The organism is Halobacterium sp. MBLA0001 (assembly GCF_049705385.1).
Classification (GTDB): Archaea; Halobacteriota; Halobacteria; order Halobacteriales; family Halobacteriaceae; genus Halobacterium; species Halobacterium salinarum.
The window spans coordinates 87891-113313 of sequence record NZ_JBNAMQ010000008.1 but is presented as its reverse complement, the minus strand read 5'-3'; the positions used below and the strand labels follow the sequence as shown (position 1 = coordinate 113313).

At 65.5% G+C, this 25423-nt stretch carries 28 protein-coding genes and 1 pseudogene; 14 read left to right on the top strand and 15 right to left on the bottom strand.

Annotated elements, in window-relative coordinates; genetic code table 11:
- Positions 1 to 2: 2 nt before the first annotated feature.
- Genes gvpG through gvpM form a run of 7 tightly spaced genes read left to right on the top strand, consistent with a single transcriptional unit; the run spans position 3 to position 2775 of the window.
- Positions 3 to 254, top strand: a complete 252-nt coding sequence (gene gvpG / locus ACOZ32_RS12940) for a gas vesicle protein GvpG (RefSeq protein ID WP_012289627.1) — start codon at positions 3 to 5, stop codon at positions 252 to 254.
- On the top strand, positions 254 to 745 hold the full coding sequence (gene gvpH, locus ACOZ32_RS12935; protein ID WP_010904103.1) for a gas vesicle protein GvpH: 492 nt from the start codon (positions 254 to 256) through the stop codon (positions 743 to 745). The genes gvpG and gvpH overlap by 1 nt, the downstream gene beginning before the upstream one ends.
- Positions 742 to 1083, top strand: coding sequence for a gas vesicle protein GvpI (gvpI, locus tag ACOZ32_RS12930; protein WP_010904102.1), 342 nt, complete (start codon positions 742 to 744; stop codon positions 1081 to 1083). The genes gvpH and gvpI overlap by 4 nt, the downstream gene beginning before the upstream one ends.
- On the top strand, positions 1080 to 1376 hold the full coding sequence (gvpJ, locus tag ACOZ32_RS12925) for a gas vesicle protein GvpJ (protein WP_010904101.1): 297 nt from the start codon (positions 1080 to 1082) through the stop codon (positions 1374 to 1376). The genes gvpI and gvpJ overlap by 4 nt, the downstream gene beginning before the upstream one ends.
- Before the next feature lies 1 nt (position 1377).
- Positions 1378 to 1737 (top strand): gas vesicle protein K, encoded by a 360-nt coding sequence (locus tag ACOZ32_RS12920; RefSeq protein ID WP_010904100.1) that lies wholly within the window; start codon positions 1378 to 1380, stop codon positions 1735 to 1737.
- The gene (gvpL, locus tag ACOZ32_RS12915; RefSeq protein WP_012289626.1) at positions 1734 to 2573 is read left to right on the top strand and encodes a gas vesicle protein GvpL; all 840 of its coding nucleotides are present in this window, start codon (positions 1734 to 1736) and stop codon (positions 2571 to 2573) included. The genes ACOZ32_RS12920 and gvpL overlap by 4 nt, the downstream gene beginning before the upstream one ends.
- Positions 2554 to 2775: a gas vesicle protein GvpM gene (gvpM, locus tag ACOZ32_RS12910; protein ID WP_012289625.1), complete on the top strand. Its 222-nt coding sequence runs from the start codon at positions 2554 to 2556 to the stop codon at positions 2773 to 2775. Before gvpL ends, gvpM begins: the two co-directional genes overlap by 20 nt.
- A 6-nt stretch (positions 2776 to 2781) precedes the next feature.
- Here gvpM and ACOZ32_RS12905 read toward each other — a convergent pair whose 3' ends face one another.
- The 3 genes from ACOZ32_RS12905 to ACOZ32_RS12895 form a co-directional block, all read right to left on the bottom strand.
- Positions 2782 to 3180, bottom strand: coding sequence for a hypothetical protein (locus ACOZ32_RS12905; RefSeq protein ID WP_010904098.1), 399 nt, complete (start codon positions 3178 to 3180; stop codon positions 2782 to 2784).
- Positions 3180 to 4172 (bottom strand): ParA family protein, encoded by a 993-nt coding sequence (locus tag ACOZ32_RS12900; protein WP_010904097.1) that lies wholly within the window; start codon positions 4170 to 4172, stop codon positions 3180 to 3182. Before ACOZ32_RS12900 ends, ACOZ32_RS12905 begins: the two co-directional genes overlap by 1 nt.
- A gap of 428 nt (positions 4173 to 4600) precedes the next feature.
- Positions 4601 to 5254 carry a potassium channel family protein gene (locus tag ACOZ32_RS12895; protein ID WP_010904095.1) on the bottom strand — a complete coding sequence of 218 codons (654 nt, stop codon included), beginning with the start codon at positions 5252 to 5254 and terminating at the stop codon, positions 4601 to 4603.
- Positions 5255 to 5434: 180 nt separating this feature from the next.
- On the opposite strand from ACOZ32_RS12895, the pseudogene tnpA reads away from it, so the two are divergent.
- The 4 genes and pseudogenes from tnpA (at position 5435) to ACOZ32_RS12875 (ending at position 9391) form a co-directional block, all read left to right on the top strand.
- Positions 5435 to 5827, top strand: a pseudogene (tnpA, locus tag ACOZ32_RS12890) (IS200/IS605 family transposase).
- 1 nt (position 5828) lies between these two features.
- Positions 5829 to 7088: an RNA-guided endonuclease TnpB family protein gene (locus tag ACOZ32_RS12885; protein ID WP_012289623.1), complete on the top strand. Its 1260-nt coding sequence runs from the start codon at positions 5829 to 5831 to the stop codon at positions 7086 to 7088.
- Positions 7089 to 7284: 196 nt separating this feature from the next.
- Complete coding sequence (locus ACOZ32_RS12880) at positions 7285 to 8748, top strand: APC family permease (protein ID WP_010904092.1); 1464 nt, start codon at positions 7285 to 7287, stop codon at positions 8746 to 8748.
- Complete coding sequence (locus ACOZ32_RS12875) at positions 8738 to 9391, top strand: potassium channel family protein (protein WP_010904091.1); 654 nt, start codon at positions 8738 to 8740, stop codon at positions 9389 to 9391. Before ACOZ32_RS12880 ends, ACOZ32_RS12875 begins: the two co-directional genes overlap by 11 nt.
- Here the strand turns inward: ACOZ32_RS12875 and ACOZ32_RS12870 are convergent, their stop codons facing one another.
- From ACOZ32_RS12870 to ACOZ32_RS12820, 11 genes are all read right to left on the bottom strand, one after another.
- The gene (locus tag ACOZ32_RS12870; protein WP_010904090.1) at positions 9392 to 11218 is read right to left on the bottom strand and encodes an IucA/IucC family protein; all 1827 of its coding nucleotides are present in this window, start codon (positions 11216 to 11218) and stop codon (positions 9392 to 9394) included.
- 25 nt (positions 11219 to 11243) lie between these two features.
- A complete protein-coding gene (locus tag ACOZ32_RS12865; RefSeq protein WP_010904089.1) occupies positions 11244 to 12677 on the bottom strand; it encodes a lysine N(6)-hydroxylase/L-ornithine N(5)-oxygenase family protein in 1434 nt (477 codons plus the stop codon).
- Positions 12674 to 13384: a GNAT family N-acetyltransferase gene (locus tag ACOZ32_RS12860; protein WP_010904088.1), complete on the bottom strand. Its 711-nt coding sequence runs from the start codon at positions 13382 to 13384 to the stop codon at positions 12674 to 12676. The genes ACOZ32_RS12865 and ACOZ32_RS12860 overlap by 4 nt, the downstream gene beginning before the upstream one ends.
- Positions 13381 to 15204 carry an IucA/IucC family protein gene (locus ACOZ32_RS12855; RefSeq protein WP_010904087.1) on the bottom strand — a complete coding sequence of 608 codons (1824 nt, stop codon included), beginning with the start codon at positions 15202 to 15204 and terminating at the stop codon, positions 13381 to 13383. Before ACOZ32_RS12855 ends, ACOZ32_RS12860 begins: the two co-directional genes overlap by 4 nt.
- Positions 15201 to 16661: a pyridoxal phosphate-dependent decarboxylase family protein gene (locus ACOZ32_RS12850; protein WP_010904086.1), complete on the bottom strand. Its 1461-nt coding sequence runs from the start codon at positions 16659 to 16661 to the stop codon at positions 15201 to 15203. The genes ACOZ32_RS12855 and ACOZ32_RS12850 overlap by 4 nt, the downstream gene beginning before the upstream one ends.
- 110 nt (positions 16662 to 16771) lie before the next feature.
- Positions 16772 to 18130, bottom strand: a complete 1359-nt coding sequence (locus ACOZ32_RS12845; protein WP_012289622.1) for a diaminobutyrate--2-oxoglutarate transaminase family protein — start codon at positions 18128 to 18130, stop codon at positions 16772 to 16774.
- Positions 18131 to 18420: 290 nt separating this feature from the next.
- Entirely contained in the window at positions 18421 to 18564 is a 144-nt protein-coding gene (locus ACOZ32_RS12840) for a hypothetical protein (protein WP_010904084.1), read from the bottom strand.
- On the bottom strand, positions 18564 to 19403 hold the full coding sequence (locus ACOZ32_RS12835; RefSeq protein WP_157849929.1) for a prohibitin family protein: 840 nt from the start codon (positions 19401 to 19403) through the stop codon (positions 18564 to 18566). The genes ACOZ32_RS12840 and ACOZ32_RS12835 overlap by 1 nt, the downstream gene beginning before the upstream one ends.
- A gap of 261 nt (positions 19404 to 19664) precedes the next feature.
- On the bottom strand, positions 19665 to 20438 hold the full coding sequence (locus ACOZ32_RS12830) for a hypothetical protein (RefSeq protein ID WP_227970952.1): 774 nt from the start codon (positions 20436 to 20438) through the stop codon (positions 19665 to 19667).
- A gap of 162 nt (positions 20439 to 20600) precedes the next feature.
- Entirely contained in the window at positions 20601 to 21020 is a 420-nt protein-coding gene (locus ACOZ32_RS12825) for a universal stress protein (protein ID WP_010904081.1), read from the bottom strand.
- A 56-nt stretch (positions 21021 to 21076) separates the two neighbouring features.
- On the bottom strand, positions 21077 to 21445 hold the full coding sequence (locus ACOZ32_RS12820) for a hypothetical protein (RefSeq protein WP_010904080.1): 369 nt from the start codon (positions 21443 to 21445) through the stop codon (positions 21077 to 21079).
- A gap of 189 nt (positions 21446 to 21634) precedes the next feature.
- Between ACOZ32_RS12820 and ACOZ32_RS12815 the strand changes: the two genes are divergently transcribed.
- The 3 genes from ACOZ32_RS12815 (at position 21635) to ACOZ32_RS12805 (ending at position 24693) form a co-directional block, all read left to right on the top strand.
- Positions 21635 to 21985, top strand: coding sequence for a DUF6166 domain-containing protein (locus tag ACOZ32_RS12815; protein WP_227970951.1), 351 nt, complete (start codon positions 21635 to 21637; stop codon positions 21983 to 21985).
- A gap of 57 nt (positions 21986 to 22042) precedes the next feature.
- Positions 22043 to 22414 (top strand): Hsp20/alpha crystallin family protein, encoded by a 372-nt coding sequence (locus tag ACOZ32_RS12810; protein WP_010904078.1) that lies wholly within the window; start codon positions 22043 to 22045, stop codon positions 22412 to 22414.
- Between the two features lie 65 nt (positions 22415 to 22479).
- Entirely contained in the window at positions 22480 to 24693 is a 2214-nt protein-coding gene (locus tag ACOZ32_RS12805) for a CDC48 family AAA ATPase (protein WP_010904077.1), read from the top strand.
- A gap of 16 nt (positions 24694 to 24709) precedes the next feature.
- Here the strand turns inward: ACOZ32_RS12805 and ACOZ32_RS12800 are convergent, their stop codons facing one another.
- Positions 24710 to 24877, bottom strand: coding sequence for a hypothetical protein (locus tag ACOZ32_RS12800; RefSeq protein ID WP_010904076.1), 168 nt, complete (start codon positions 24875 to 24877; stop codon positions 24710 to 24712).
- Positions 24878 to 25423 lie beyond the last annotated feature (546 nt).

Below are 25423 nucleotides of genomic sequence, written 5' to 3'. Positions count from 1 at the left end.
CCGTGTTCGTCCTCGATGACCTGTTCGTGAACCCGTTCCTCTCGCTGGTGGATATCCTCCAGACGATGGCCCTCGACGAACTGTACGACACCAGCGAGATCCGCGACCAGATCAAGGAAAACCAGCTGCTGTACGAGATCGGCGACCGGCCCGCGGACGAGTACGAGCGCCGCAAACAGGAGCTGGAAGCCCAACTGCGGACGGCCGAACAGATCCGCGACCAGATGCGCGACCGCATGGAGATCAAGAACTGATGCCCACCGACGATCCGTCCGACCGGCCGAGCGGGCTCCTCGACCAGCTCAGTCGCCTCATCGAGACGCTCGCAGAACTCGACGACGACAACGGCGAACAGCACGGCCACTCCACGATCGACCGCGGTCGCACACGAATCGACTACGATTACGCCGTTTCGATCGGTCTGGGTTCCGACGCCCGTTCGCCGTCGACGCCCGCCGGGAACGCCGACGACGCAGGCGATGCGGAGACGGCGCACATCGAAACCCGCGCGTCCGACGACAGCGACGACCTCGTGGTGGTCGCCGACCTGCCGGGCGTCACCGACGAGACAGCCGTCGATGCAGCCGTTGAGGACACAGGCGCACTCACGATCAGCGTCGGCGACGACGTTGTCGAGCGACTCACCCTCGACGACCCAGGGATGACGATCACGTCGCTGACGGTCACCAACCAGATCCTCGAGCTGCGGGTCACCCCCAGCGAGCCATCAGCCACCGACACATGACACCCACGAACCGACACACCCACGGCCAGAACGCACAGCACGCCCGCCGGAACGCCCAACAGAGCCGGGACGCCGCGCGGCGCAAACTCATCGCCCAACACGCGGCGCTCGCCGAGCAGCGGGCGCGCAACCGCCGCCGCAGCGACACCGAGCAGCCCACCAGCGACACCACCAACCCGGCCGCACATTCGACGCTGCCGGCACAACGAACGAACGCCCAAAACGCAGCCCGAAACGCCCACTCGACCGTCCCGGAACAGCCCACGCACGCCACGACCGCGGCCCGAGCGCGGCTGTATGGGCTGCGTCTCCACAACACGGCGACCACCGACAAATGAGCGACCCCAAACCAACGCGCTCACAGGGTGATCTCGCCGAAACCCTGGAGCTGCTGCTCGACAAGGGAGTGGTGGTCAACGCCGACATCGCGGTCAGCGTCGGCGACACGGAGCTCCTCGGGGTCGAGCTTCGTGCAGCCATTGCGTCCTTCGAGACGGCCGCGGAGTACGGGCTTGACTTCCCGACGGGAACCGACATGGAGCGCGTGACTGCCGCCGCGGGCGTGGACGCCGACGACAGCAAGTCGGTGCTTGAGCGCCCTGACCCACCCACAACGGAGGGGTCGGAGTAACATGGAGATCGCGCTTGACGACCACGACGACGAGGACCTCCAGAGCGGGCTCACGGCGCTCGTCGTGACAGTCGTCGAACTCCTGGTCGAGGCACTCGAAGGGGAGGCCGTGCGGCGCATGGAGTCGGGCTCCCTGTCGGACGCGGAGATCGAGCGACTCGGGAGCCAACTCCAGGCGCTCGAGGCGGAACTAGACCGCCTGCAGGCCGACCAGGACATCGAGGCGGCCGTCGACGAGTTCAAAGACGACTTGGACCACGTGCTCCGGGACGCCATCACACAGATGTCGGAGGCCGACTCCACACCGGGGTTCGAACCCCAGCACAGCGCTGACGGCGACTCCGGTGGTGGGTCAGCGTGACGCCCGCACAGTCGCAGGCTCGCGCACAGCTTTCGGACGGGCGGTACGTCTACTGCGTCGTCGACACCACGTCCGTGCCATCAGCTTCCGTCGGGGAGACGACGGGAATCGACGACGAGACCGTTCGCGTGGTCTCCGTCGACGGCGTCGGCGCTGTCGTCCACGACTGCACGTCGGTGTACGACGCCGACGACATCGATCAGGTGAAGCGGTGGCTGGTCACCCACCAGCAGGTCGTCGACGATGTCAGTGACGTGTTCGGCACGCCACTCCCGATGCGGTTCGACACCGTCTTCGCCGGCGGCGACAGTGCGCTCACCGACTGGCTTGCTGACACGCATCCCCGTCTCCGCACTGAACTGGACGGGTTTGCCGGCTGCTGGGAGTATCGCGTCACCCTGCTGTGGGACCCACAGCCCTTCGAGGCGCACGTAACCGCCACCGACGACACGCTCCAGGCTCTCGAAGCGCGCCAGGCCGAGGCTGACGCAGGCACGACGTTCCTGCTCGAAAAGCAGTACGACGCCCGGCTGGCGGAGCGCCGCCGGGCACGTCGGTCGGCGCTCGCCAGTGACCTGTCCGCAGCCGTCGAACCGGTCGCCACCCAGGTGGCGTCCCAAGACACCACAACGTCTCTGCGGGACGAGTCGGTATCCGAGCGTCATACGCCGATCGCGCGACTCGCCGTGCTCGCGCCCGAAACCGACGAATCCGCGCTGGGATCGCAACTGGACGACATCGCCGCACGCGACGGCGTGACGATCCGATTCACCGGCCCCTGGCCGCCGTACACGTTCGCGCCCGACATCTGTACCGATGAACCCAACCAAGCGTAACTCCCACGCCATCGTTGAATTCGTCGACGTACTGTTGCGCGACGGGGCCGTGATCCAGGCGGACGCGATCGTCACGGTTGCCGGCGTCCCCCTGCTCGGGATCAGCCTTCGCGCCGCGATCGCGGGCATGACCACCATGACCGAATACGGCATATTCGACGGCTGGGACGCCGACCACCGCCGCCGGAACGCCCAGCCCTGAGTTCAACTACTCCGTCTCGCCGTAGCCGTCGTTGGCCATCCGGTCGGCGACGGCATCCACATTGTCGAACGCCGCCAACAGCGCGTACTCGCGGGCGTCGGTCTTCGACACCGCGTCAGTGTCGAGGCGGGCGGCCAGCTGCCGCCGGAACTCGGCCTCCTGGGCGACCACCCTGTCGCGGGCGAACACCTCCAAGCGGTTGTCGCGCTCGTCACCAACCGTGTTTCGGCGCACGAAGTAGGGGTACGTGTGTCCGTCCGTCTCCGACGTCGCGCCCTGTTCGGTTGGGGTTGGGTCGGCTGCGTCCGGACCGGATTCCGTCGCGTCGTCGGCTTCGTCCTCGTCGGCGGTGCTGTCGCCGCCGAAGTCCAGGTCGCCAGCGCCCTGCTTGAACGAGTTCCCCATCAGTCGGCCACCTCCGGGTGTCCGTTGCCCGCCATCTGCAGGGTCTCGGTCCCGTCGTCAACGATGTCCAGGACCAACTCTTCGGGGACCGTGGCGTCGAAGGTGTCGGTGGCGATGAACCCGGCGAGTCGCCAAATCGTCTCCAGGGTTTCGAGTTCGCGGTCAGGCACCCGTCGCTTTCCGCGCTCGCTCACCATCCCGTCGTCGCCCTCGTAGGTCTTCCAGCGCTCCTCGATGACTTTGAACGCAGATCCGTGGGCCTCCCACATGGCGTCCATCAGGCTCTCTCGGGAGCCGATCGAGACCGGTGTCGCGAACGCGTCCGTGGTCTCGAACCGGTCGCGGTACTGCTTGTGGGCGTTCGTCTGCCCCACCCCACAGGGGACCACACACGACAAGCCGACGCCGATGTCGAGTTCGGTCTCCATGTTCCCGACCATCTCTTCGAGGCCGTCCAGGCTGAGGCTGCCCTTGCCAGCCGGTTTGACCGGCGCGACGAGCGTGCGAAGCGCGTACATCGCGTTGTACAGGAGGTCTTCGGCGCGTGCGTTGGGGTCGATGAGCACCACGTCGTACTGCTCGTTCACCTGTTCGCGCTCCCACAGCAGCCGGTACAGCAGCTCGTAGCGCGGGTACTCCTCGCGGGACACGTCTTTCACGCCGGTCTCGTACGTGATCTTCTGTTCGAGGTTGGACGTGAAGTCACTCAGCATGTCGTGGCTCGGCACGATGTCGACGCCCTCTGGGGACGTCTCGATGAGCGATGCGAAGTCGCCGTCCGGCATCTCGAGGATGTGCTTGACAAGGTTGTCCGCGTTCGGATCGCTGCGGTCCTCACCCACGTCGAACAGTGACGTGAGGTTGCCAGTCTGCGGGTCGAGGTCAAGCACCAGCACATCGAGGTCCATTCGGCTGAGCGCGACCGCGAGGTTCGCGGTCATCGTGGTTTTGAACGTTCCTCCGGACTCGGCGTAGACAACCGCCGTGATCATGTGTGTCCCTACGAGCACCCGGTTACATATATCTGTGTCAGACTGTCTTGACAGTTTTCTGGAACAGATATCTGTAACGACTATCTGTAACAGAAATCTGGAGGGCCATCGGTCACAGGGAACGCCCGGAACCGCACTGTCGCGGCTGCAGCCGCGTTTTCGCAGCAATCCCGTATCACCGACACCTGGCCACTGCCCGCTCGGACGACCTACCTGTCTGTCACAGGTAGTTGTTACAGCGTTCTGTAACAGATCTCTGTACCTACTGTCTGTAACAGCCTACTGTTCCGGCCCACTGTCACAGCGACACGGGTGTGGTGGCTTTCCCACCTCGACTACCCGCTACAGACCCAGTTCTCACCTGACTACTGCCGTCTCGGGCTGATTGGAAGCGACTGGTCGTCAGTCGTGTGCCGCCCACGACGGCGTCACCCCCGCATGAGGTCCCTGACCTCGTCCGCCACGTCCGCTTCGACGGCGAGCACGTATCGGCGCTCGGGTTCTAAGACCATCTCCGGGCCAGCCAGGTGCTCGCGGTCGGCGGTCGAGATCAGGAGGCTCCCCTCCGGGAGCGCGATCTCATCGAGGCGGCGGCCGGCAACAGGTGCCGACTCGGCGACCGAGATCTCGATGATGTCCAGATCACTCGTGGGGTAGACGAGCGTGCGAACGTCCTCGCCGGTGAGCATATCCGCCGCGTAGTCGCCACCGAGGTATTTCGGAAGGAGGGTGGCGTCGACGACCTCCTCGTACTCCTCGTTGCACTGCGTGTCCGCGCGGGCGAGCGTCTGAATCGCGGGGTTGAGGTGTTGGGCTTCCATGCAGATCGCGAGGTTCGCGCTGGTGTCGTCGGTGAGCGCGGCGATGGCGTCGGCGTCGTCGAGATCGGCCTGGGTGAGAATCGACGGCCGGGTCGCGTCGCCGTGAATGACGGGGCCGACGTAGGCGTCGGAGAGCTCCGCGACGCGCTGCTCATCGGGTTCGATGAGCACCACGTCATGGCCAAGCGACGAGAGGTTGCCGGCTGCTTGGAGGCCGACCTGACCGCCGCCGGCGATCACGAAGCGCTTCAGTTGTGGCATATATTCTCATTCACAGCCAACGGTCTTCAAACTATCTTGATTCAGCGAGAGAATCCCGCCGTTCCACGGCGGGCGTGAACCGCGTAAGCCCGGTGCCACAGTCCACGCGGGTCTGCCTGAGGGAATACCCACCGGCACAAGAATTGTGCGACTTGGGTGAATTGTTTTTCGTGAGGCCAAATAGAGTACAACCTGCAGTCCGGGTCGCACACAGTCTACGCGCTCTAATCTCACTTTGTAACCGTCACGAAGTACCGGGCCGACATTCTCACCGATGAGCGGCTGGGACGCGTGGCCGAAGTTGCCCACGAGATTGCAGAGGACTTCGAGACCGATATACAGAACGTCGACGGTGGCACCGACCACGTTCACATCCAGTTCACGACCAAACCCACCACCAACCTCACAAAGTTCATCAACTCCCTGAAGGGCGTCACCTCGCGCCGGATTCGCAAAGAGTACCCCAATGTTAAAGACCGCCTCGAAGATGCTTTCTGGCAACCGGGGTACTTCCTCACCACGACCGGGCAGGTCAGCATCGACGTGTTGATGGATTACGTTGAAAATCAGTAGCATGACCACCACGACCACGAAAACGCTGGAGGCCACGCTCGCCCCACCGACAACCCACAAAAAGCGCAAACTGTGTGACCTGCTCGATACCTACCGGGCAGGACTCCACGAAGCGTTCGACGCCGGGTGCGAGACGATGACCGCCACCAGCGACGTGGTGACGCCCTACGACCTACCGTATCAGGCAAAAGCGGCCCTGTGCAACTACGTCCCGCAACTGCACGGCACCTACGACGCACAGGAGTTAGACGACGACCATCCGGTTCGACTCACCAACCAAGCCGCCGAGTTCGACCACTCGCCGGAGCGGGACTACGAGTTTACGTGGTGGGTGCCACAGCCGGGCCGAGGGACGAACTTCTGGATTCCGCTTCGCATCAATCCCGCCCAAGAAGGGCTGTGGCACGACCTCGGTGACGGTGAGGCGTCGGCAGGGCAACTCCGCCTGCAACGCCACCGCACATCGTGGACACTCCACGTCACCGTCGAGTATCCGGTCGAAGAACCTGACTACGACGCGACAGACGACGACGACGTAACACCAGTTGGCTTCGATATTGGCGAAGCACACCTGCTCGCGGGCTGTGCCTACGAGCAGGGCACTCCGACTGACCCACTACTCATCAACCGCGGTCGAGCGCGACACCTCCGCAAAGCGATGTTCACGATGCTCTGCCGCCTGCAAGAGCGTGACGCCGCCCAATGGCGAATAGACGAGCGATTTGACCACTCCCAGAACGCGCTCACGGACATTATCGAGAAGGCCAGCCGGGAAGCCGTCGAGTACGCCCAGCAATTCGAGAAGCCGCTTATCGTCCTCGAAGATTTGGCCCACATCCGCGAGTCGCTGGACTACGGCGAGTGGATGAACCGACGCCTCCACGCATGGGCGTTCGCTCGCGTTCAACAGCGCATCAGGGACAAAGCACGAGAGGCTGGTATCCCGGTCAGATACGTGCGACCGGACTACACGAGTCAGACGTGCCACGAGTGCGGTCACATCGGGTATCGGAACGGCGACGAGTTCCGGTGCCAGAACGAGGAGTGTTGGGTGTCGGAGTATCACGCAGACATTAACGCGGCGGTCAACATCGCTGACCGCCACGACCCGTGGGGTGAGAGCCTGCCGCTGAAACCGGCGGGCGATGACATTTCACGGGATGGGAGCGCCTGTGACAGCGCCGCGACCCCCACCGAGCAGAGCCAACCTCGGCAGATGACGCTCGGAGAGGTCGGGTCGGAACCCCCTGCCGGTAGTTAGCCGGTATTCTCATGCAGGGAAGCCGCGCCGTTCACGGCGCGGAGGATGTCACGTCGTGGGCGTTGGTGTCACCGCCCCACCTGGTCCCGGAGCCACGTCGCCACACCTATCACCGCTCGTATGCAAGAAATCAAGTGTGTCGGCTGAGTTGTCCCGTTCACACGATGGATACACTACACCTCCACAGTAGTATCTGATGAGCAGCAGCCAAACGCGATCCCCCGACGCCGAACTCGGATTGCTCGACGCCACGATGATCGGCATGGGGGCGATGATCGGTGCCGGGATCTTCGTTTTGACCGGCCTCGCGGCCGAAATCGCTGGGCCGGCCGCTATCCTCGTGTTCGCGCTGAACGGCGTCGTCACCGCGTTCACCGGACTCTCGTACGCCGAACTCGCGGCCTCGATCCCGAAAAGCGGCGGCGGCTACGCGTTCGTGCGCGAGATCTTCGGCGATTTCTCCTCGTTCATCATGGGGTGGATGCTGTGGTTCGCGTACATGATCGCGGGCGCGCTGTACGCACTCGGGTTCGCGCCCAACTTCCTCGAACTGCTGCACGTCTACGGCCTGGTGGCCCCACCGGACCAGGTCGGCGCGATCGCCGTCCCGCTGCTCGACGCCTCAGTGCCCGCCGCGTTCGTGCTGGCGTTCATCGCAGTGCTCGGACTGGTGGCGCTTAACGCCGTGTCCACAGCGGCAAGCGGGAGCGCTGAAACCATCTTCACGATCATCAAAGTGAGCATCCTGGTGGTGTTCGTGGCGTTCGGCGCGACGTCCCCGCTGTTCTCCGGGGCCGAATTCCAGCCGCTGTTCGGAGTGGGTGGCGGCCCGGCGGCGATCCTGCCCGCCATGGGACTGACGTTCATCGCCTTCGAGGGCTACGACCTCATCACCACCGTCACGGAGGAAGTCAAAAACCCCCGCGAGAACATCCCGAAGGCGATCTTCGTGAGCCTGATCGCGACCGTGATCGTCTACCTGGCAGTCGTCACCGTCGCCGTCGGCACGCTCGGCGCTGACGGCCTGGCGGCGGCCGGCGAAGCGGGCATCGCGGAGGCAGCCACGTCGTTCATGCCCACCGGACTGCCGATCATCCAGAACGGCGGCGCACTCATCGTCTTCGGCGCGGTGTTCTCGACGCTCACGGCGCTGAACGCGGTCGTGATCGCGTCCTCACGGGTCGCATTCTCGATGGGCCGTGAGGGGCAACTGCTCCCGTCGTTCGGCCAGATCCACCACCGCTACGGGACGCCGTTCGTCGCGATCATCGCCAGCGCGGTGGTGATGTTGGCGTCGGTCGCGTTGCCCACGCAGAGCGCCGGCAACATGTCCAGTCTGTTCTTCCTGCTGTCGTTCATCATCGTCAACGTCGCCGTCATCAGACTGCGCCGCGAGCGCCCCGACATGAACCGGCCTTACGAGATGCCGTTCTATCCTGCGCCGCCACTCATCGGCATCGCGCTCAATCTCGTGTTGTCCGTCGTGCTGGTCGACTACCTCGTGCGCACGGATCCGCTTGCGTTGGCGCTCAGCGCGGCCTGGATCGTTCTGGGGACGGCTGCCTACTACGCACACGCCAGCCGGCAGTCGGCCGCCGGCGACGACGAGGACACCACGACTATTTCGGCGGACGCCGAACACACGCCACATGACCACTAACCGAGACCTCATCATCGCGGGCGGCGGGCGCGTCGGCTTCCAGACGGCTGAACTCCTCGCCGACCGCGGCCACGACGTGACGATCATCGAGCGCGACACCCGCGTCGTCGACGACATCGCCGATCAGTGGATGGCGACCGTCATCGAAGGCGACGCCACCAACCCCGCGATCATCGAACAGGCGGGCGTCGACCGGGCGGACGGGATCGCGGCGCTCACCGGCGAAACCGGGTTGAACCTCGCGGTCTGCCTGGCTGCCGCCGAGCTCACGCCGTCGATCCGCACCATCGCGCGCATCGACCACGGGGTGCGTGATTCGTACACCCGGTTCGTCGACGCCGTGGTGTTCCCCGAACGCGCCGGCGCACGCGTCGCGGCCAACGAGATCATCGGCGATGACGTCCAGACGCTGGCCGACATCACCGGCGACCTGGAGCTCATGCTCGTCCGGGTCGCCGACGGCGCGCCCGCCGCCGGCAAGCAGCTGCGCGACGTTCGGTTCCCGGCTGGGACAGTGATCATCTCCGGCGCGGACGGCCAACGGATCGCACGCCCGGACACGACGCTCACGCCGGGCAGCCGATACATCATCGCCGTTGAGCCCGACGTCGCCGGGGAGGCCATGGACCTGATCCAGGGCTGACTACTCGTCGGCGTCGCCCGCGACCTCATGCAGGGCGTTCGTGACCGTCCCGTGTTCGGCGGCGTGTGGCCTGCTCGCGGTGTCGCTGTACCCCTCTTCGGTGAGCCGGTTCCGGTTGAGGCAGAGCTTCGTGAACGTGGGCTGGAGGAGATCGAACGTCTCGAAGCGGTCGGACAGCTCCGGGAACTCCGCCTGGTACGCCGTGATCGCGTCCCGCACTTGCGTCCAGAACTCGGTTTCGTCGTAGCCGTGGTGGGCCGTCAGCACGTCCGAGAGGTATCGGAACACCCCCACGAACAGCCCACAGAAGTAGAACTGGCACAGCCCGTTCGGGGGCTCCGAGCGCAGCACGCGCCGCAGGTCGGCGTCCAGATCCGCCAACTCCGGGAGAGGTTGGTCGGAGATGTTCACGTCGTCGACGAAGTCCTTCACGCCGAGCCGCGTCGGCACGAACTCCTCGTCGAGGATGACGATGGTGTTCTCGCCGTGCGGGGAGAACACGGTGCCGTACCGGTAGAGGTAATGCAACAGCGGCGGCAACAGCGTGTCGAACAGCTCCGTCAGCCACGCCGACAGCTCCAGCGGCGAGCGCTCGACGAACTCGGAGATCACGGCCGTGCCGTCGGCCTCGTGGAGGAGCGCCGCCAGCGTGACCGCCTGCTGTGAGTCCGGGATGGCGTCGGTGATGGACTCCCGCCAGACGGCCCCCAACAGCTCGTCGTACTGGTAGGCGTTGTCCTCAAGCTCGCTGAACGCGGGGTGATCGTAGTTGACGCCCGCGACCTCCCCTGGCAACACGAGCTCGCAGTCGTCCCGCAGGAACGGGTCGCCGTCGCGGATGTCCGTGATGTACTCGGTGACCCGGGGCGCGGCCTCGGTGCGGTCGCCCGGCAGCCCGCGCCACACCAGCGTGTTCCGGATCTTCATCGGGAGCTTCACGTTGTGTTTCTCGGGGGCGTCGACGTTGAACAGCGTTCGAACCGACTGTCCCGGCAGATAGCTGTCGGCCCCGTTACCAAGCGGCACGATCGCGTCCGCGGCGAGCTCGCTCGCGTACAGCGACGTGATCGTGGTCTCCCATTGGTAGTTGTGGACGGGGAGGAGTGTGTACTCCTGGGGATCGAGACCCCGGTCCGCCAGCGTCGCCATGAAATCGTCGTACTGGTCGCCGAGCTCTCCGCGGAGCAACCCCGTGGGGGTGAGCCCGCTGACAGTTTCGAAGGTCACGCGGTCGGTGCGCACTGCCAGCCAGCCGATGGTTGTGGTCTGGCGGCGCTCGGGCGCGTAATCCCGGTAGTCCTCGTAATCCCATCCGAGACGTCCCTTGTTGAACGTGATCCATGGATGACCGGTCATTTCGCTTTCGTACTCGGCGTACGAGCAGTCCGCAAACGACTCCGGCGCGCTTCGTGCTTCGATGTGGGCGTCCGCCAGCAGGGTGTTGCGGTACTCGCGGATCAAGTGGCCCGTGGTGAGTTCCGTGGCGTCGAGCGTTTCACGGGCGTCTAGGAGGAACCGAATGGGGTCGGTGGCGGTCGCCCACGAGTCGGCGTCGGCCGGCGCGCGTTCGATGGTGTCCGGGAACACGCGCAGCGTGTCCATGAGGCGCTCCTCAGCCTCGAAGCGATACCGGACGGTGTCCGCGTCGTCTGCCGCGGGCAACACGAGCCGGTATCGGCCGCCGCGGTCGGTGTCCGTGGTGCGTTCGGGGGCGAGCAGTTCCTCGTAGGTGAACTCACGCAACAGCTTCGCGAGCAGGCTGCGCTCGACTGTCGCCCACGTGTCGGCCGTCACAGCGTCCTGGAGTGTGTCTTCGTACGTGTTCATGGGTTGGGTGGATTGGTGCGGTCTGTCATTGGTGGTGATCGTTCGGCTGGCCGGCGGCTGGCGGTGTGGTCGGGTCGTCGTCGCGGACGCGGCCGCCGGGCGCGTGGCTGGCGTACGCTTCCGGGGCGAAATCCTGGAAGACGGTGTCCCGGTCGACCGGGTACGGGGCGTCCGCGAGCAGGCGGTCGAGGATCACGGCGTTCCGGTACGCGCCCAGTCCGAGGTCGGGCGCGCCAACGCCGTGGGTGTGGAGTTCGGCGTTCTGCACGAACAGTCCTCCGGGCAGGTCGCCCCCGACGCCGTACTCCCGGTCGACGGCGAGACGGTCCTGATCGTCCCGGGCGAGCCGGGGCTCCAGGCTGCTGAGGAACCCCGGCGTGGGCCGGTGGTAGCCCGTGCCCAGGATCACGGCGTCCGTCTCGAAGGCGAACCCGGTGTCCGTCTGGCGGTGTCGGCAGTCGACGCGGTAGCGCCCACCTCCGGTCGGTTCGACCGCCCCGACTTCGGTGGCGGCGATCATCCCCACGTTGGGGTCCCGGCCGCCGATCGACTGCTCGTACAGCGTGTCGTAGATGCGGGTGCTGGTCTCGGGGTCGATCCCCTTGTAGAGGATGTCCTGGTTGGGGATCAGCTCGTCTTTCACTGGCTGTGGCAGGTCGTACACGTAGTCGGTGTACTCCGGCGTGAAATGCTGGAGCCCGAGTTTCGAGTACTCCATGGGGAAGAACCCCGCAGATCGCGTGACCCAGTCGACCCGCGGGCTGCGGTCGGATGTCGAGCGCCGCGTGAGCAGGTCGTGGACGACTTCCGCCGCGCTCTGTCCGGAGCCGATCACGGCGACGCTGTCGGCGTCACACACGGCCGCCCGGTGCTCGCGGTAGGCCGCGGTGTGGAACACGTCCGGAGCGGGTAGATCGCGGAACGCCGGCGGCACGTAGGGCCGTGACCCGACCCCGACAACCAGGTCGCGGGCGCGGTACTGGTGTGTGGGTGCGTCGTCATCGGTCGCCGACCGCGCTTCGTCGGCCGGCTCGACAGCGGTGACGCGGAAGTTCGCGGGCGTCGCGTCGTCGTCGATCGCCGTGATGTCGACGACGCGCCGCGAGAACCGGGGCGCAGCCAGCGACTCGGCGACCCACTGGCAGTAGTCGTTGTACTCCCGGCGCGGGATCTGGAACGTCTCGTAGAAGTAGAACTCGTAGAGCCGGTCGTGCTCGCGCAGGTAGTTGAGATAGCTGTAGGGGTTCGTCGGGTCCGCCAGCGTCACCAGGTCCGCGAGGAACGGCACCTCCAGGGTTGTGCCCTCGATGAGCATGCCGTCGTGCCAGACGAACTCGGGTTTCTGTTCGAGGAACGCAGCGTCCAGTGGCACGTCGTCGCTGCCCTCGATCAGGGCGGCCAGCCCGAGGTTGAACGGCCCGAGGCCGACGCCGACGAGGTCGTGAACCGACTCCGTCATCGGTCCGCCTCCAGAGTGCTGTTGCCGTGTTCCCCGGACGGACACCGGTGCGTTGCGTCGTCGTGGTTGACCGCTGGGCCGTCTGCGGGCGGCCCGTTGGCGGCGATCGCACCCGGTGAGAACGCCCCCACGAAGCGCTCGCGGTCACAGACGACGCGGGTTGCGTCCTTGTCCTCGTGCGGGAAACGAAACGTCTCCCGTGGCTCGAACCCGGCGCGTTCGAAGGCGGCGATGGCGGCGTCGTTGGTGGCGTCGGGTTCCGCGACCACCCGGTCGGTGGCGGCGTGCCGGAACGCAAGCGCGGTCATCGCGCGCAACAGCGCGGTGCCACAGCCCTGGCCGAGGTACTCCGGCGGCCCGATGAGGATGTGGATGCCCTGGTCGTTGTCGTCGGCGTCGTAGTGGTCGGCCAGCGGGTCGGCGGCCACCCAGTAGCGCTCCACGTAACTCATCGGCACGCCGTCGATGCAGCCGACGTACGCGGTGACGTGGTCGTCCTCAAGGTGGTCACCGATCGCCTGATGGAACGCCGGCAGCGGCGCACCCAGGCTCCAGTAGGGGGTGACGTGGTCGCTGGTGAGCCACGCGTGCAGGCGGCCCAGGTCGCGGTCGAGTGCCACCCGCCGGAACGCGACGGTGCGGTCGATCTGGGGGTCAGGGCGGCGATACGCGTAGTCGCTCGTGATTCGGGGCAGTGGCGCTGTCATTGTGTGTCCACCCGCGTGACCAGCGGGTTCTCGATGGCCGTGTAGACGGACTGCGTTTCGAGGTCGGCTTCGAGTTCGTCGCGCTCCTCGAACCGCGTGAGCAGGTTCGCCTTGCAGGGCACGCGGCGCTCGGTCAGCAGCGCCGACACCAGCGTCGAGTCGGCGGGTTCGTGCTCCGCCAACGACTCCAGTTCCGTGCGCAGCACCGCGAGCAACGCGCGCTCGTCCACGACGCCGCCCGCGCCGAGCGCGTTCACGACGCCGAAGGCGTTGTTGAACACGATGTAGTACCGGAGGCGTTCGTCCGCGATGGCGTCCGGGCAGACGGTGTCGGCGCGCTCGCAGACGCCGGGCAGCCAGTCGTCGACGTCGGCCGCCTGGGACGCCGGGAAGTAGTACCCCTGGTTGTCCCGGTAGAACCCGGCCGTCGGGCGGCCGTCGTCGTCGAGCCGAACGAGCGTGTTCTGCTGGTGGGCTTCCAAGCCGACGCCCTGCTGGAAGTACAGCCAGACGACCGGCCGGACCGTGTGCGCGAGGTACTGCTCGAACCACTCGCGGGCGACCGCGCTCTCGGTGCGCCCCTCACGCGTGGCGATCCGCGACACGATGCGGGCCGCCCGTGCGGGGCCGTCCAGGCCGTCCTGGCAGAGCGCCGCGACCGGGGTGACGTTGTCCGTGTCATCGCCGGCGAAGGGGTTCTCGCGCAGCACGGCCTCGAACCCGGACTCAGCGCCGTCGCCCAGTGTGAGCGTGATCGCGGCGGGGTCCTCGATGATCGAGAACGCGGGGAACCGGTCGGCGAAGGCGTCCCCGAACCCGGTCGCGAGCAGCTCCGAGACGGCGACCCCGCGCGCCAGCTCCGGGCGCTTGTTGGTTCGCTCGGCGTTGGTGATCTCCACCGCCAGTGACCCCTTGTACATGAACGGGGCGTCCGGGCTCCACAGCGTCCGCACCGACGACGTGGGGTAGAACGTCGGGCCGAACGCGCCCAGGTCACGGAGTTCGTCGCGCGCTATCGCCGCCGCGACGTGTGGCTGTGCGTGCAGGTAGTCGGCCTGCCACGGATGGACAGGCACCAGCGTGGCCTCCGACTCGGGGGGCACGGTGGTGGCGTCGGCCACCACCGACCGGAGCCACTCCGTCGCGGACGCGTCCCCGGCGGCCCACGTCTCCACGAGCGCCGGATCAGCGGCGAAAACCCGCAACTGGAAGCCGGCTCGCAGCTCCGGCGCGTACCGCGACTGCTCGTGTGGCGGGATCCCGGTACGGCTGTTCGGCGTCGGATGCATGTGGTGGCCGTACACCAGCGACTGCTCGGCGTCCCGGAACGACACCGTCGTGTCGTACAGCCGCTCGTGGTCGCGTGGCGTATCCCGGGCGGCAACGAAGCGCTCGGTCGCGGTCTGTGAGGCCAACACGCGCTCCAAGAGGTCCCGGCCCGCGGTCGGGTCGTCGCCATCGAGCGCGAGCTCGCGGCGCGCCAGCGACGCGACGCCCGCCGCGTCGATCGGGGACGGCGTCCCGGCCGGCGCGTCAGGCACGCCGGGGCGGGCGTACGCCGGCACCGCGAACAGGTGGCGGCCAGTGGCCGACGCGTACCGCAACGGGGCGAACACGGTCGTCGACTGGGCTGGGAACGGCACGCGGACGACCCGGCGGTCGGCCCGCTGTGCGCCGGCCGGCACGCCGTCGGGGACAGCCCTCGGGGAGACGACCTCGCCGGCGTCGGTCTCCCTGAGGTAGCAGTTGAGGAACGCGTGCAGGGTGGCGGACTCGGCGTGCGCGGCCGGCGTGTCCGCCACCGCACCGACACCGGTCATTGGTCGCCCCCGGCGGCGGTCGTGATCGGAGCGGTCCGGTCGGCCGCCTCGATCGTCGCGGCGTGTCCTTTGAACGCAACGAGTACCGACTGGATGTCGGCGACGGTTGTGCGCGGGTTCATGAGCGTGAATTTCACGTGCGCGCGGTCGTCGACGGTCGTTCGCGCGACCACGGCGGTGCCGGCGTCGAACAGCTGTTCGCGGGCGGCCTCGGTGACGTGATCGGCCCACGGGCCGGGATCACAGTGGGCGTGCTCGCGGACCGGCCGGTAGCGAAACGTCACCGCGTTCAGTGTCGGCTCGCACGCCAGCTCGAACGCCGGGTCAGCACGCAGCAGGCCCGCCACGTCGTCGGCGAGCGCGAGCGTTCGATCCACGAGCGCCCCGAGTCCGTCCCGACCGAGCGTCCGGAACGCGACGTACGGCTTCAGCGCGTCGAACCGCCGGGTCGTGCGCGTGGACTTCGCCACGAGATTGGGGACGGCGTCGCCCGCCGGATTGAGGTACGCCGCGTTGCGGCTCATGAGCTCGAAAGATTCCCCGTCAGCGACCAGGAGCGCCCCGCAGGCGATCGGCTGGAAGAACAGTTTGTGGAAGTCCACGGCCACCGAGTCCGCGCGGTCGATGCCCGACAGGCGCTCGCTGTGCTGGTCGCTGACTGCGAGGGCACCGCCGAACGCGGCGTCCACGTGGACCCAGAGGTCATGGGTCGCCGCCACGTCGGCCACCGCCGACAGGGGATCGATACTCCCGAAGTCGGTCGTGCCCGCGGTTCCGACGACCGCGAACGGGTGTTTGCCGGCGTCGTTGAGGCGCTCGACGGTCTCCCTGAGCGCGGTGGCGTCCATGCGGTGGCGGCCGTCCGTCGGGATCGTGACGACGGCGTCCTCGCCCAACCCAAGCAGAGCAGCCGACTGCGCGGCCGTGAAGTGCGCGTCGGCCGAACACAGGATTCGCAGGTCTTGGGCCGCCGGCGGGAGGCCGTGTTCACGAACCGACTGCCCGAACACGGTCTCCACGTAGTCGTCGCGCGCGAGCAGGAGCGCTTGGTGGTTGGACTCCGTCCCGCCGCCGGTGACCACGCCGTCGGCGGCCGGGCCAAGCTCGTAGAGCGCCGTGAGGTCGGCGATCAACCGCTCCTCGACGACAGTCGCCGCGGGGGCTTGGTCGAAGGAGTCAAGCGACTGGTTGCTCGCGGTGAGCAGCGCCTCGGCAGCGAGCGCCGGCACCATGGGCGGACACTGGAGGTGCGCGACACAGGTCTCGTCGCTCGGATGCACCGCGTTGGCAAGCACGTCCTCCCGAACGGCCGCGAGCACGTCCTCAAGCGGGTGTCCCTCCGCGGGCAGCGCCGTGGTGTCCGCAAGCCGGTCGCGGAGGCGGTCGTAACTCGCTCCCGAGTACGGCCCGTGAGCGCCCCCGATCACGTCCAGGACGGCGTCGCAGGCGGCTTCCATGGCGTCGGCGTATGCATCGTTGCCGGCGTCGCTCCCGAGGAACAGCCGGTCGGCGAGCGCCACAGGGTCAGTGTCCGTGGACGCGTTCGCGCCGGCGCTGCGCGGCGGGCTCACGCCGACACCTCGGCTGACGACGAGAGCACGGCCGTGACCGCGTCGCTGAACCGGGCCGCGATCTCGTCGATCTGGTGGCTGGAGACGATCAACGGCGGCAGGAACCGCGCGACCGCGGAATCCCGGCCGCCGGTCTCGATGATGAGTCCGCGCTCGAAGCACGCCTGTTTCACCGCCGCCGCGAGGTCGCCGTCCGGCGGCGGGCGTTCGTCGCCCGCTGCGTCCGGAGCGACGAACTCCACGCCGAGCATGAGCCCGCGGCCGCGAACGTCGCCGACGACGTCGAAGTCGGCTTCGAGGTCGGTGAGCGCGCTGCGGAGCCGCGCCCCCGTTTTGTCGGCGTGGGCGGGGAGGTCTTGTTCGATAACGTGCTCGATGGTGACGCGGCCAGCCGCCATCGCGAGCTGGTTCCCGCGGAAGGTGCCGGCGTGTGCGCCCGGCTCCCAGACGTCGAGGCCCTCGTTGTAGAGGACGACCGCCAGCGGGAGACCGCCGCCGACAGCCTTCGAGCACGTGACGACATCGGGCTCGATGCCGGCGTGCTCGAACGACCACGTCTCACCGGTGCGTCCGAGGCCGGTCTGGATCTCGTCGACGACCAGCGGGATGTCGTGTTCCCGAGTGATGCGCCTGAGCTCCTGCACCCAGGCGTCCGGTGCGGGATTGACCCCTCCTTCTCCCTGTACGAGTTCGAGCACGACCGCAGCGGGCTCCGTGAACCCGCGCTCGGGGCTGCTAATGGCGTGCTCGATGTACGTGTGGATGGATTCGTGTTCGCCCGCCGGCAGGCCGAACGGGTGGCGGTACTGGTCGGGATACGGGAGGTGGTGGACGTTCGGCATCAGCCCCGAAACCGGCTCTTTGGCGTCGATGTCGCCCATGAGGCTGAGCGCGCCCGCGGTCATGCCGTGGTAGCCGCCGTGGAACGCGAGCACGCTCCGGTTCCCGGTGGCGGTCTTCGTGAGCTTCAGCGCGGCTTCGATGGCGTCGGTGCCGGCCGGCGAGCAGAACTGCACCTTCGCCGTGTTCGCGAACGAGGCCGGCAGACTGTCGAACAACGCGTCGACGAACGCCTCCTTCTCGGGTGTGGTGATGTCGAGCGTGTGCAGCGGGCGGTCCTCGGCGAGCAATCGCTCCAGCTCCGCGGTCACTGCGGGATGGTTGTGGCCGAGCGCGAGCGTGCCCGCGCCGGCCAGGCAGTCGAGGTAGGTGGTGCCGCCGGCGTCGGTCACCTCGATGCCCTCGGCGTGTGTCACCGCCATCGGCAGCGAGCGCGGGTAGGTGCGTGCGTTCGATTCGCGTCGGCGTTGGCTTTCGAGGAGGGCAGCGTTCGACGTGTCGTCGTGGTCAGTCACGATGACCGGCCTCTCCGGGTGTCTCCGTCTTGGGTTTCTTCTGACATACGCAATTTTTAGGCTAGCCTAAAAATAAATAAAACTACCGCTATTAGGCTGGCCTAAAACTGGGGGTGACGTTGCAACGGCTCGTCGGCCGCAGTGTGTGGATACACACTCTCTCCTCGTCGCTTTCGTACACGACCACACGAAATAAAACATCCGGCGGTTTCAGTTCTCGACCCATGCCTTCATCGACCACTCACACTCGACGACCCACCGCTCGCTCCACGACGCCTCCAGCTGACAGCCTACTCGTCGTCGTGGCGCTTGTCGTACATTCTCTCCTCGTGGCTGAGCCGCTGGCGCTCGCTGAAATACCTGAACGCGCCGACCGTCACCAACGCGATCGCCCCCAACCACAACAACCCGAACACGATCAGGCGCCCAGCCATCAGCTCTTGTTCTCCTCGTCGACGTCCTTGGTCAACGTGATCCCGGCCTGCGAGCCAGCGCCGACGTAGATCGTGCTGTTGTCCTGGTTCAGCGCCTCGATATACCGGATCTTGATGAGCTCCGGGTTGTCCTTGAGTGACTCCGCAACGATCTCGTTGGCCTCTGCCTCACCCTTGGCCTGCACGCGCTTGCGCTCCGCCTCAGCCTTCGCGACCTGGATGGAGTTCTGCTTTTTCTCGATGTTCTGCTTCTCGACTTCCTTCTTCTCGACGGCGTCAGCGTACTGGCCCGGGAGTTTGATGTTCCGGATCTGGACGGCCTCGATGATCAGCCCGCTGCCCACGGCCTCCGTCTCGAGCGCCTTCTTTACCGCGGCCGCCATCTGCTTTTGGCCCGCGCCGGTGTAGATCTCGGTCGTGTCGATGTCCCCACCCTCCGTCCGCAACACGTCCTGGGTGGTCGGCCGAATCAACCGCGCCTCGGCCTGGCTCACGTCCTTGTACTCGTCGTAGAACGTCGCGGCCTCCGTCTTGTTCACACGATACCGGATCGTCACGTCAACGTTGACGCTCACCCCGTCGTTCGTGAGCACCTCAACGGAATCGTCGCGCGCTTCGGCGCCCTCCTGTTTTTCGTTCGCCATCGTGTACTCCTGGGGCCGGACCGGCACGACCGCCGTCGACTGTTTGATCGGCACGATCACGTTTGCACCCGGTTCCAGGGTTTCACCGGTGCTTGCACCCCACTCTTTCACCACCTCGATGTTCCCCTCCTGGACTGGATTCCACGCCAGTCCACCGCCAACGAGCACGGTCACCAAAACGAATGCACCGACCACTGCGCCGACTTTGAGTTGTAACGATTTCATAACCGTTGTGTTTAGCACGCAGACCGCAGTCCGACCCGCGAGGCACGCTCACGGCGACGTCTCGCACGACCAGCCGGAGCACCTCGGAGCGCGACCTCTGTATGCTGTACCCCACTGTGCCACACCACGGTATTAAAAATACTGGTCCGTGTGACGTGTAATCCCCGGCGGCGCGTCTTCGCTCCGCACGGACTCCCGTCGACAACGCCCTGCCGGCTACCCATGGCCCACTCACGCACTGTCGCGGACCGCGGGTCTCGACTTCAGAGCCGAGACATCGTTTCGCATCCACCGGGCCCGCGTCCGCAACCGGTCCCGCCGGTGCCGCAGGTCCTGCAGGAACCAGTCGGCGTCGTCCGCCAGCGAAACGTCGCTAAACGACTCCGACTCGATGTCGTACTCGGTCTGATAACAGTCCCCGACTGCGTGGTAGGCGTGCGCGTTGCTGATCTCCGTCTGTGCCGTGTCGAGCTGTTGGGTCGCCGTTGCCACCGTTCGTTTCGCGCTTGTCAGCAGCTCCTGTGGCGTGGCCTCCCCGTCGGCGATGACTGCCGCGCTGTCTCCATCAAGTCGTCCCTCGATCTCCGCGAGTAACTCGCTCACCTCCTGGCGGCTGCGCTCTATCTGTGACAGCTGCTCGGTCGCAGCCCGGTACGCGCCGAACGCATTCAGGTACGCGTGTTCGGCGTATCGCACGACCAGCGACCGGAATGCATCCCACCCGAGGTCGGCGGTGCTGCCGCGGCCGTTGAGGTCCGCGAACCAGTACTCGGTGTGTTGTTGCTTGATGAACTGGCGGAACACGGCGAGGTCTTTGTCGTCTGTGAGTGCGCTTCCGGGAATCGCGTTCCCTGACGCTGAAACCTCCGCGATAAGTGATTCAGTGTACCCGTTGCAGGCGTCGTATAGCTCCGGGGACGTTTCTTTGAGGTCCGCTGTGCACGCCCGTCGTGCCTCCTCTAGCCCGTCGTAGGGGCCCGTCAGCGCGATTTTATTGCGTGACATTGTCTCACACGACACTGTGGAATCAGAGATCGCTGCATAAAAACCTCTCGCCACAACGGCTGCCAGTGCTTGACCGATGGACCCGCCGTTACACATCGATGGTGGGGCGTCCGGCTACATCCGACCCCACAGCACGGATCCCCTCTCACCTGTGAGCCGCCCTCACCGAACGACTGTCACGGTCGTCGGGGCGCGCCGCACCACCGTTTCGGCGACGCTCCCAAGCAGCACACGGGAGACACCACGCCGCCCGTGGCTCCCCATGACGATCTCGGTGATGTCGTTGTCCTCCGCGAACGAGACGATCTCACGCGCCGGGTTCCCCACTGTCGTCTCCATCCGGAACGAGAGCGCCGCGTCCTCCAGGAGGGCCTGGGTCTCCTCGGTGAGTCCCTCGCTGCTGGCCGGATTCTGGAGGCCTTTCAGCTGCTCTTGGACGATGTCCACGCCGGCGTCGAGCATCCCGTCCGCGAGCTCGGTGACGTGCAGGAGCACGAGTTCGTCGGTGTCGTGCGTCTCAACGGCGTGTTCGACGGCGTCGTGTGCGGGACTCGATCCGTCGTAGGGGACAAGAACTGCCATACGCACCCTCGCCGAGCACTCCACATAAAACGCGCTGTTGTGTGACCAGCGCCCAGTCACTCCGCGTTGTGGGGGCCTGACGACCAGGCAGTTCCCGGCGAGAACAAACCGGCGGCCCTCGTGAGCGACACCGAGCGGGTGCGGCGTACGACGCTGAAGATCAGGACAGCGGCCTCGACGAAATCGTTGCGGACCTCAAGGAGGTCTTCTCCCGGTGGCCGTGGTACGACGAGCAAGAGACCGAGTACCAGGTTCGCTACGAGTTCTCGAAGACCGTTCTTTGCCACGTCCAGCAGACCTCGGAGTGGCTGGCCCGGGTCGACCGGGCCGATGAGACGATCCTCTTCAGCCAGCACGACCTGCGGTCGCGAGCCGCGGCGTTCACCCTCGCAGAGAGTGTCATGGAGCTCTGTACGATGCTCCATCGGGAGGTCGTCACGGAGCGGAGTCAAGCACGAAAGCCGATGTACGTCGGTCCTCGACCAGCAGGCCGCGAGCACGAGCGAGTGGGGGACTGGGCGCAGTCCAGACACAGCCTGTCGACCGTCGAATTCCCCGCCCTGCCAGCCCCCGGCGCGATCACGGGGCTGGGGCCATCGGGAGGAAGAGTACCGATGACCAGCGGCCAAGCGTACCGTGGTGAACGCTGCATGGGTGGACAGCTGGTCTACACGCCCGACGGCGACCTCCTAGACAGGCATCTCCACGTCCTGCGCCGCGTCCCTGGTGGGTTCGACTGGGGATCGGAGACCGATGAGGCCCGTATCGATCAGCTCGCAATTGCACTACTGGCCGATTCGTCGACGAAGAACATCGCGCTCGAGCACTATACGAGTAAACTACAGGTTGTTTCAAAATATATTCTACGCTGCTCGATCCATCGATTCCTTTCGATTCCGACAACAAATCACCCCGTTTATGCCACGCCACACCAATGTAATAATACATACATATTTGTGTTTTGATAGAAAATTTTTTACGAAATGCGGACATAGTTTTGGCTGGAGTCAAGGTGATTAGCCATGCCCCTTCCGACAGGTTCAACCAGTTCGTGGCTACAGAACTCCGGATTCCCGAGCCGACTGTTCGAAACCGGTCGCAACGACTACGAACTGTACGAGGAGGACGACGAGTTCGTCCTGAGCGTCGAGATGCCGGGCTTCGATCCCGAGGAGATCACCGTTTCCTGGGACGAGGGTGTCCTCAACATCGCCGCCGAACACGAGGATGAGACGCGGAGCCAGCGCAAGACCTACCACCGTCGCTTCCGCTTCCCAAAGAACGTCGAGGACGACGATATCGAGGCCCAGTACAATAACGGGATCCTCGAAGTCCGGCTGCCGGTACTGACGGGTGCCACCACCCGCGGCAAGCAGATCGAGGTCCAGGCCTGACATCGCCTCGGACAGGAGTACTGACCGACAGCCGCTTTCTTCCGTGAGTAATCGAGGTGAGAGCCATGCGACTTACGGTCAAACAACTCAAGAACCGCGATCCAGGGAGCGGTATGGCCGTCATCGACCGCGATGCGCTTCAGGAGATCGGCGTCAGCAGTGGCGACTTCGTCGCGATCGAGGGCCGCAACGGCGGACGAACGGTCGCCCGCGTCTGGCCTAGTAACACGAGCGACGCGGGTCGCGGTATCATCCGAATCGACGGCCAGCTCCGACAGGCAGCGAACGTCAGCATCGACGACCGCGTCGAGGTCGAGAAAACGGAGGTCGAGCCGGCGGACCGAGTTACCGTCTCCCTACCACAGAATCTTCAGATCAGAGGAGATCTCGGCTCGCACCTCCGCGAACATCTCGTCGACCAGGCGGTGAGGGCAGGACAGACGGTCGCGTTCCCGATCGGGTTTGGTATGTTCTCCGGTCGGTCTGGTCGACGCATTCCCCTACGGGTGGTCGATACGCAGCCCAGCGGGACGGTCGTCGTGCAGAACACGACCGAGATCGAGATCGCCGACCAGAGCGCCCAGGAGGTCTCCGTCGAATCGGGAGAACCGGAAAATACGACCGCTCCAGCCCTCACGTACGAGGACATCGGCGGCCTCGACGACGAACTCGAGCAGGTTCGGGAGATGATCGAGTTGCCGATGCGCCACCCCGAGCTGTTCGGGACGCTCGGCATCGAACCGCCGAAGGGCGTTCTCCTCCACGGTCCTCCCGGGACGGGGAAGACCCTGATCGCCAAGGCCGTCGCCAACGAAATCGACGCTCACTTCCAGACGATCTCTGGCCCGGAGATCATGAGCAAGTACTACGGCGAGAGCGAAGAGCAGCTTCGCGACGTGTTCGAGGAGGCCGAGGAGAACGCGCCCGCGATCGTCTTCATTGACGAACTCGACTCCATCGCGCCCAAGCGCGAAGACGTCAGTGGCGATGTCGAACGCCGGGTCGTCGCCCAGTTGCTCTCGCTGATGGACGGCCTCGAAGAGCGCGGCCAGCTCACGGTTATCGGCACGACCAACCGCGTCGATGCCGTGGATCCGGCGCTCCGCCGTCCCGGTCGGTTCGATCGTGAAATCGAGATCGGCGTCCCCGACCATGACGGGCGCGAAAAGATCCTTCAGATCCACACGCGCGGGATGCCTCTCGGCGACGGCGTCGATCTCGACCGGTACGCTGAGAATACTCAAGGTTTCGTCGGCGCAGATCTCGAGAACCTCGTGAAAGAGAGCGCGATGCACGCGCTTCGCCGGATTCGGCCCGATCTGGATCTCGACGAAGAAGAGATCCCCGCCGACATCCTCGACTCGATAGAGGTGACCGAGAACGACTTCAAAGAGGCGCTGAGGGGCATCGAACCCTCCGCGCTGCGAGAGGTATTCGTCGAGGTCCCCGATGTCACCTGGGACCACGTCGGTGGTCTCGATGATGCGAAGGAACGCCTCCAGGAGACCGTCCAGTGGCCCCTCGAACACGCCGACGCCTACGAGCAAGTCGCACTCGAACCGGCGAAGGGCGTCTTGCTCTACGGGCCGCCCGGCACCGGGAAGACGCTGCTTGCGAAGGCCGTTGCTAACGAGGCGAACTCGAACTTCATCTCGATCAAGGGGCCTGAGCTGTTCAACAAGTACGTCGGCGAGTCCGAGAGGGGCGTTCGTGAAGTGTTCTCGAAGGCCCGCGAGAACGCCCCCACGGTGGTGTTCTTCGACGAGATCGACGCGATCGCCTCGGAACGTGGCCAGGGCGTTGGCGACTCGAACGTCGGCGAACGCGTGGTCTCACAGCTGCTGACCGAACTCGACGGTCTCGAAGAACTCGAGGACATCGTAGTGATCGCCACGACGAACCGCCCAGACCTCATCGACGATGCCTTGCTCCGACCGGGACGGCTCGACCGTCACGTCGCAGTCGACGAGCCCGACGAAGCGGCACGGCGTGAGATCTTCGAGATCCACACCGAGGACAAGCCGCTGGCCGAAGATGTCGACGTCGACGAACTCGTCGAGCGGACTGACGGCTACGTCGGTGCCGATATCGAGGCGGTCTGCCGCGAGGCTGCGACGGTCGCCGTCCGCGAATACGTCCGTGCGACTGCGAGTGCCGAATCGGCCAACGTCGACGAAATCGAGCTGTCAATAGAGCACTTCGAGCAGGCGCTCGAAGAGGTCGACTCAAACGCTGGATCCGAAACGCAGGCGTTCGAAAAGCCAGCTGAAGCCGTGTAGCACTGGTGACTCTCCCTTACGTAGTTGAATCGTCGGCTTGATCCGATCGAGGTTCACCGGCTTCTTCGAGTTGTTCGGTCACACGTTGGTCAATCTGTTCATCTATATCCACGACCTCGGCCTCGACCTGTCGTTCGGCCTCGCTTGAAATCGTCTCTTCAAGGATCCACTCGTAGATTGACATTTTCCCCTAAATTCTCAATAAGTAACCAATGACGAGACCTCCTTCGAACGCTGCCACCCGGGGATCGACGCGGAAGACGAGAAAAGCAAAGCCGGCAATAAAGAGGATGCCGTACACGAGTTCGATGTGAAATTGCGTCTGTCTTCCTCGGAAGCGACCACTGAGCGAACTCAGCGACATCGTTGTTTCTTATCTTCGAGTCTCGTATCGAAAAGCCTGACTTGGGAGTTCGTCTGAGTAGAGGCACGGCTTCCGCTCCGATAACATCCTGGTGTGACCTGCTCAGGTGAGACGGTGGAATCGCTCGGCTGCCTCGAACGTAACGAAGGCGATAACACCGGCAACAGTCGGGGTAGCGATCCACGTCGTCACGATCCGTTTCGTCGCCGAGGGATTGAACAGATCGAGCTGGTCAGCGGCCCAGTCCGACCGTTCAGCAGTTGAAAGCCCGTCAGGTCGGACGATTGCGTGAAGAGGCACCCGACGGCTCTCCCGCCCCACCCGAGTCCGATGACGCACGCGGTGAGCACGACGGCGAGACTCGCG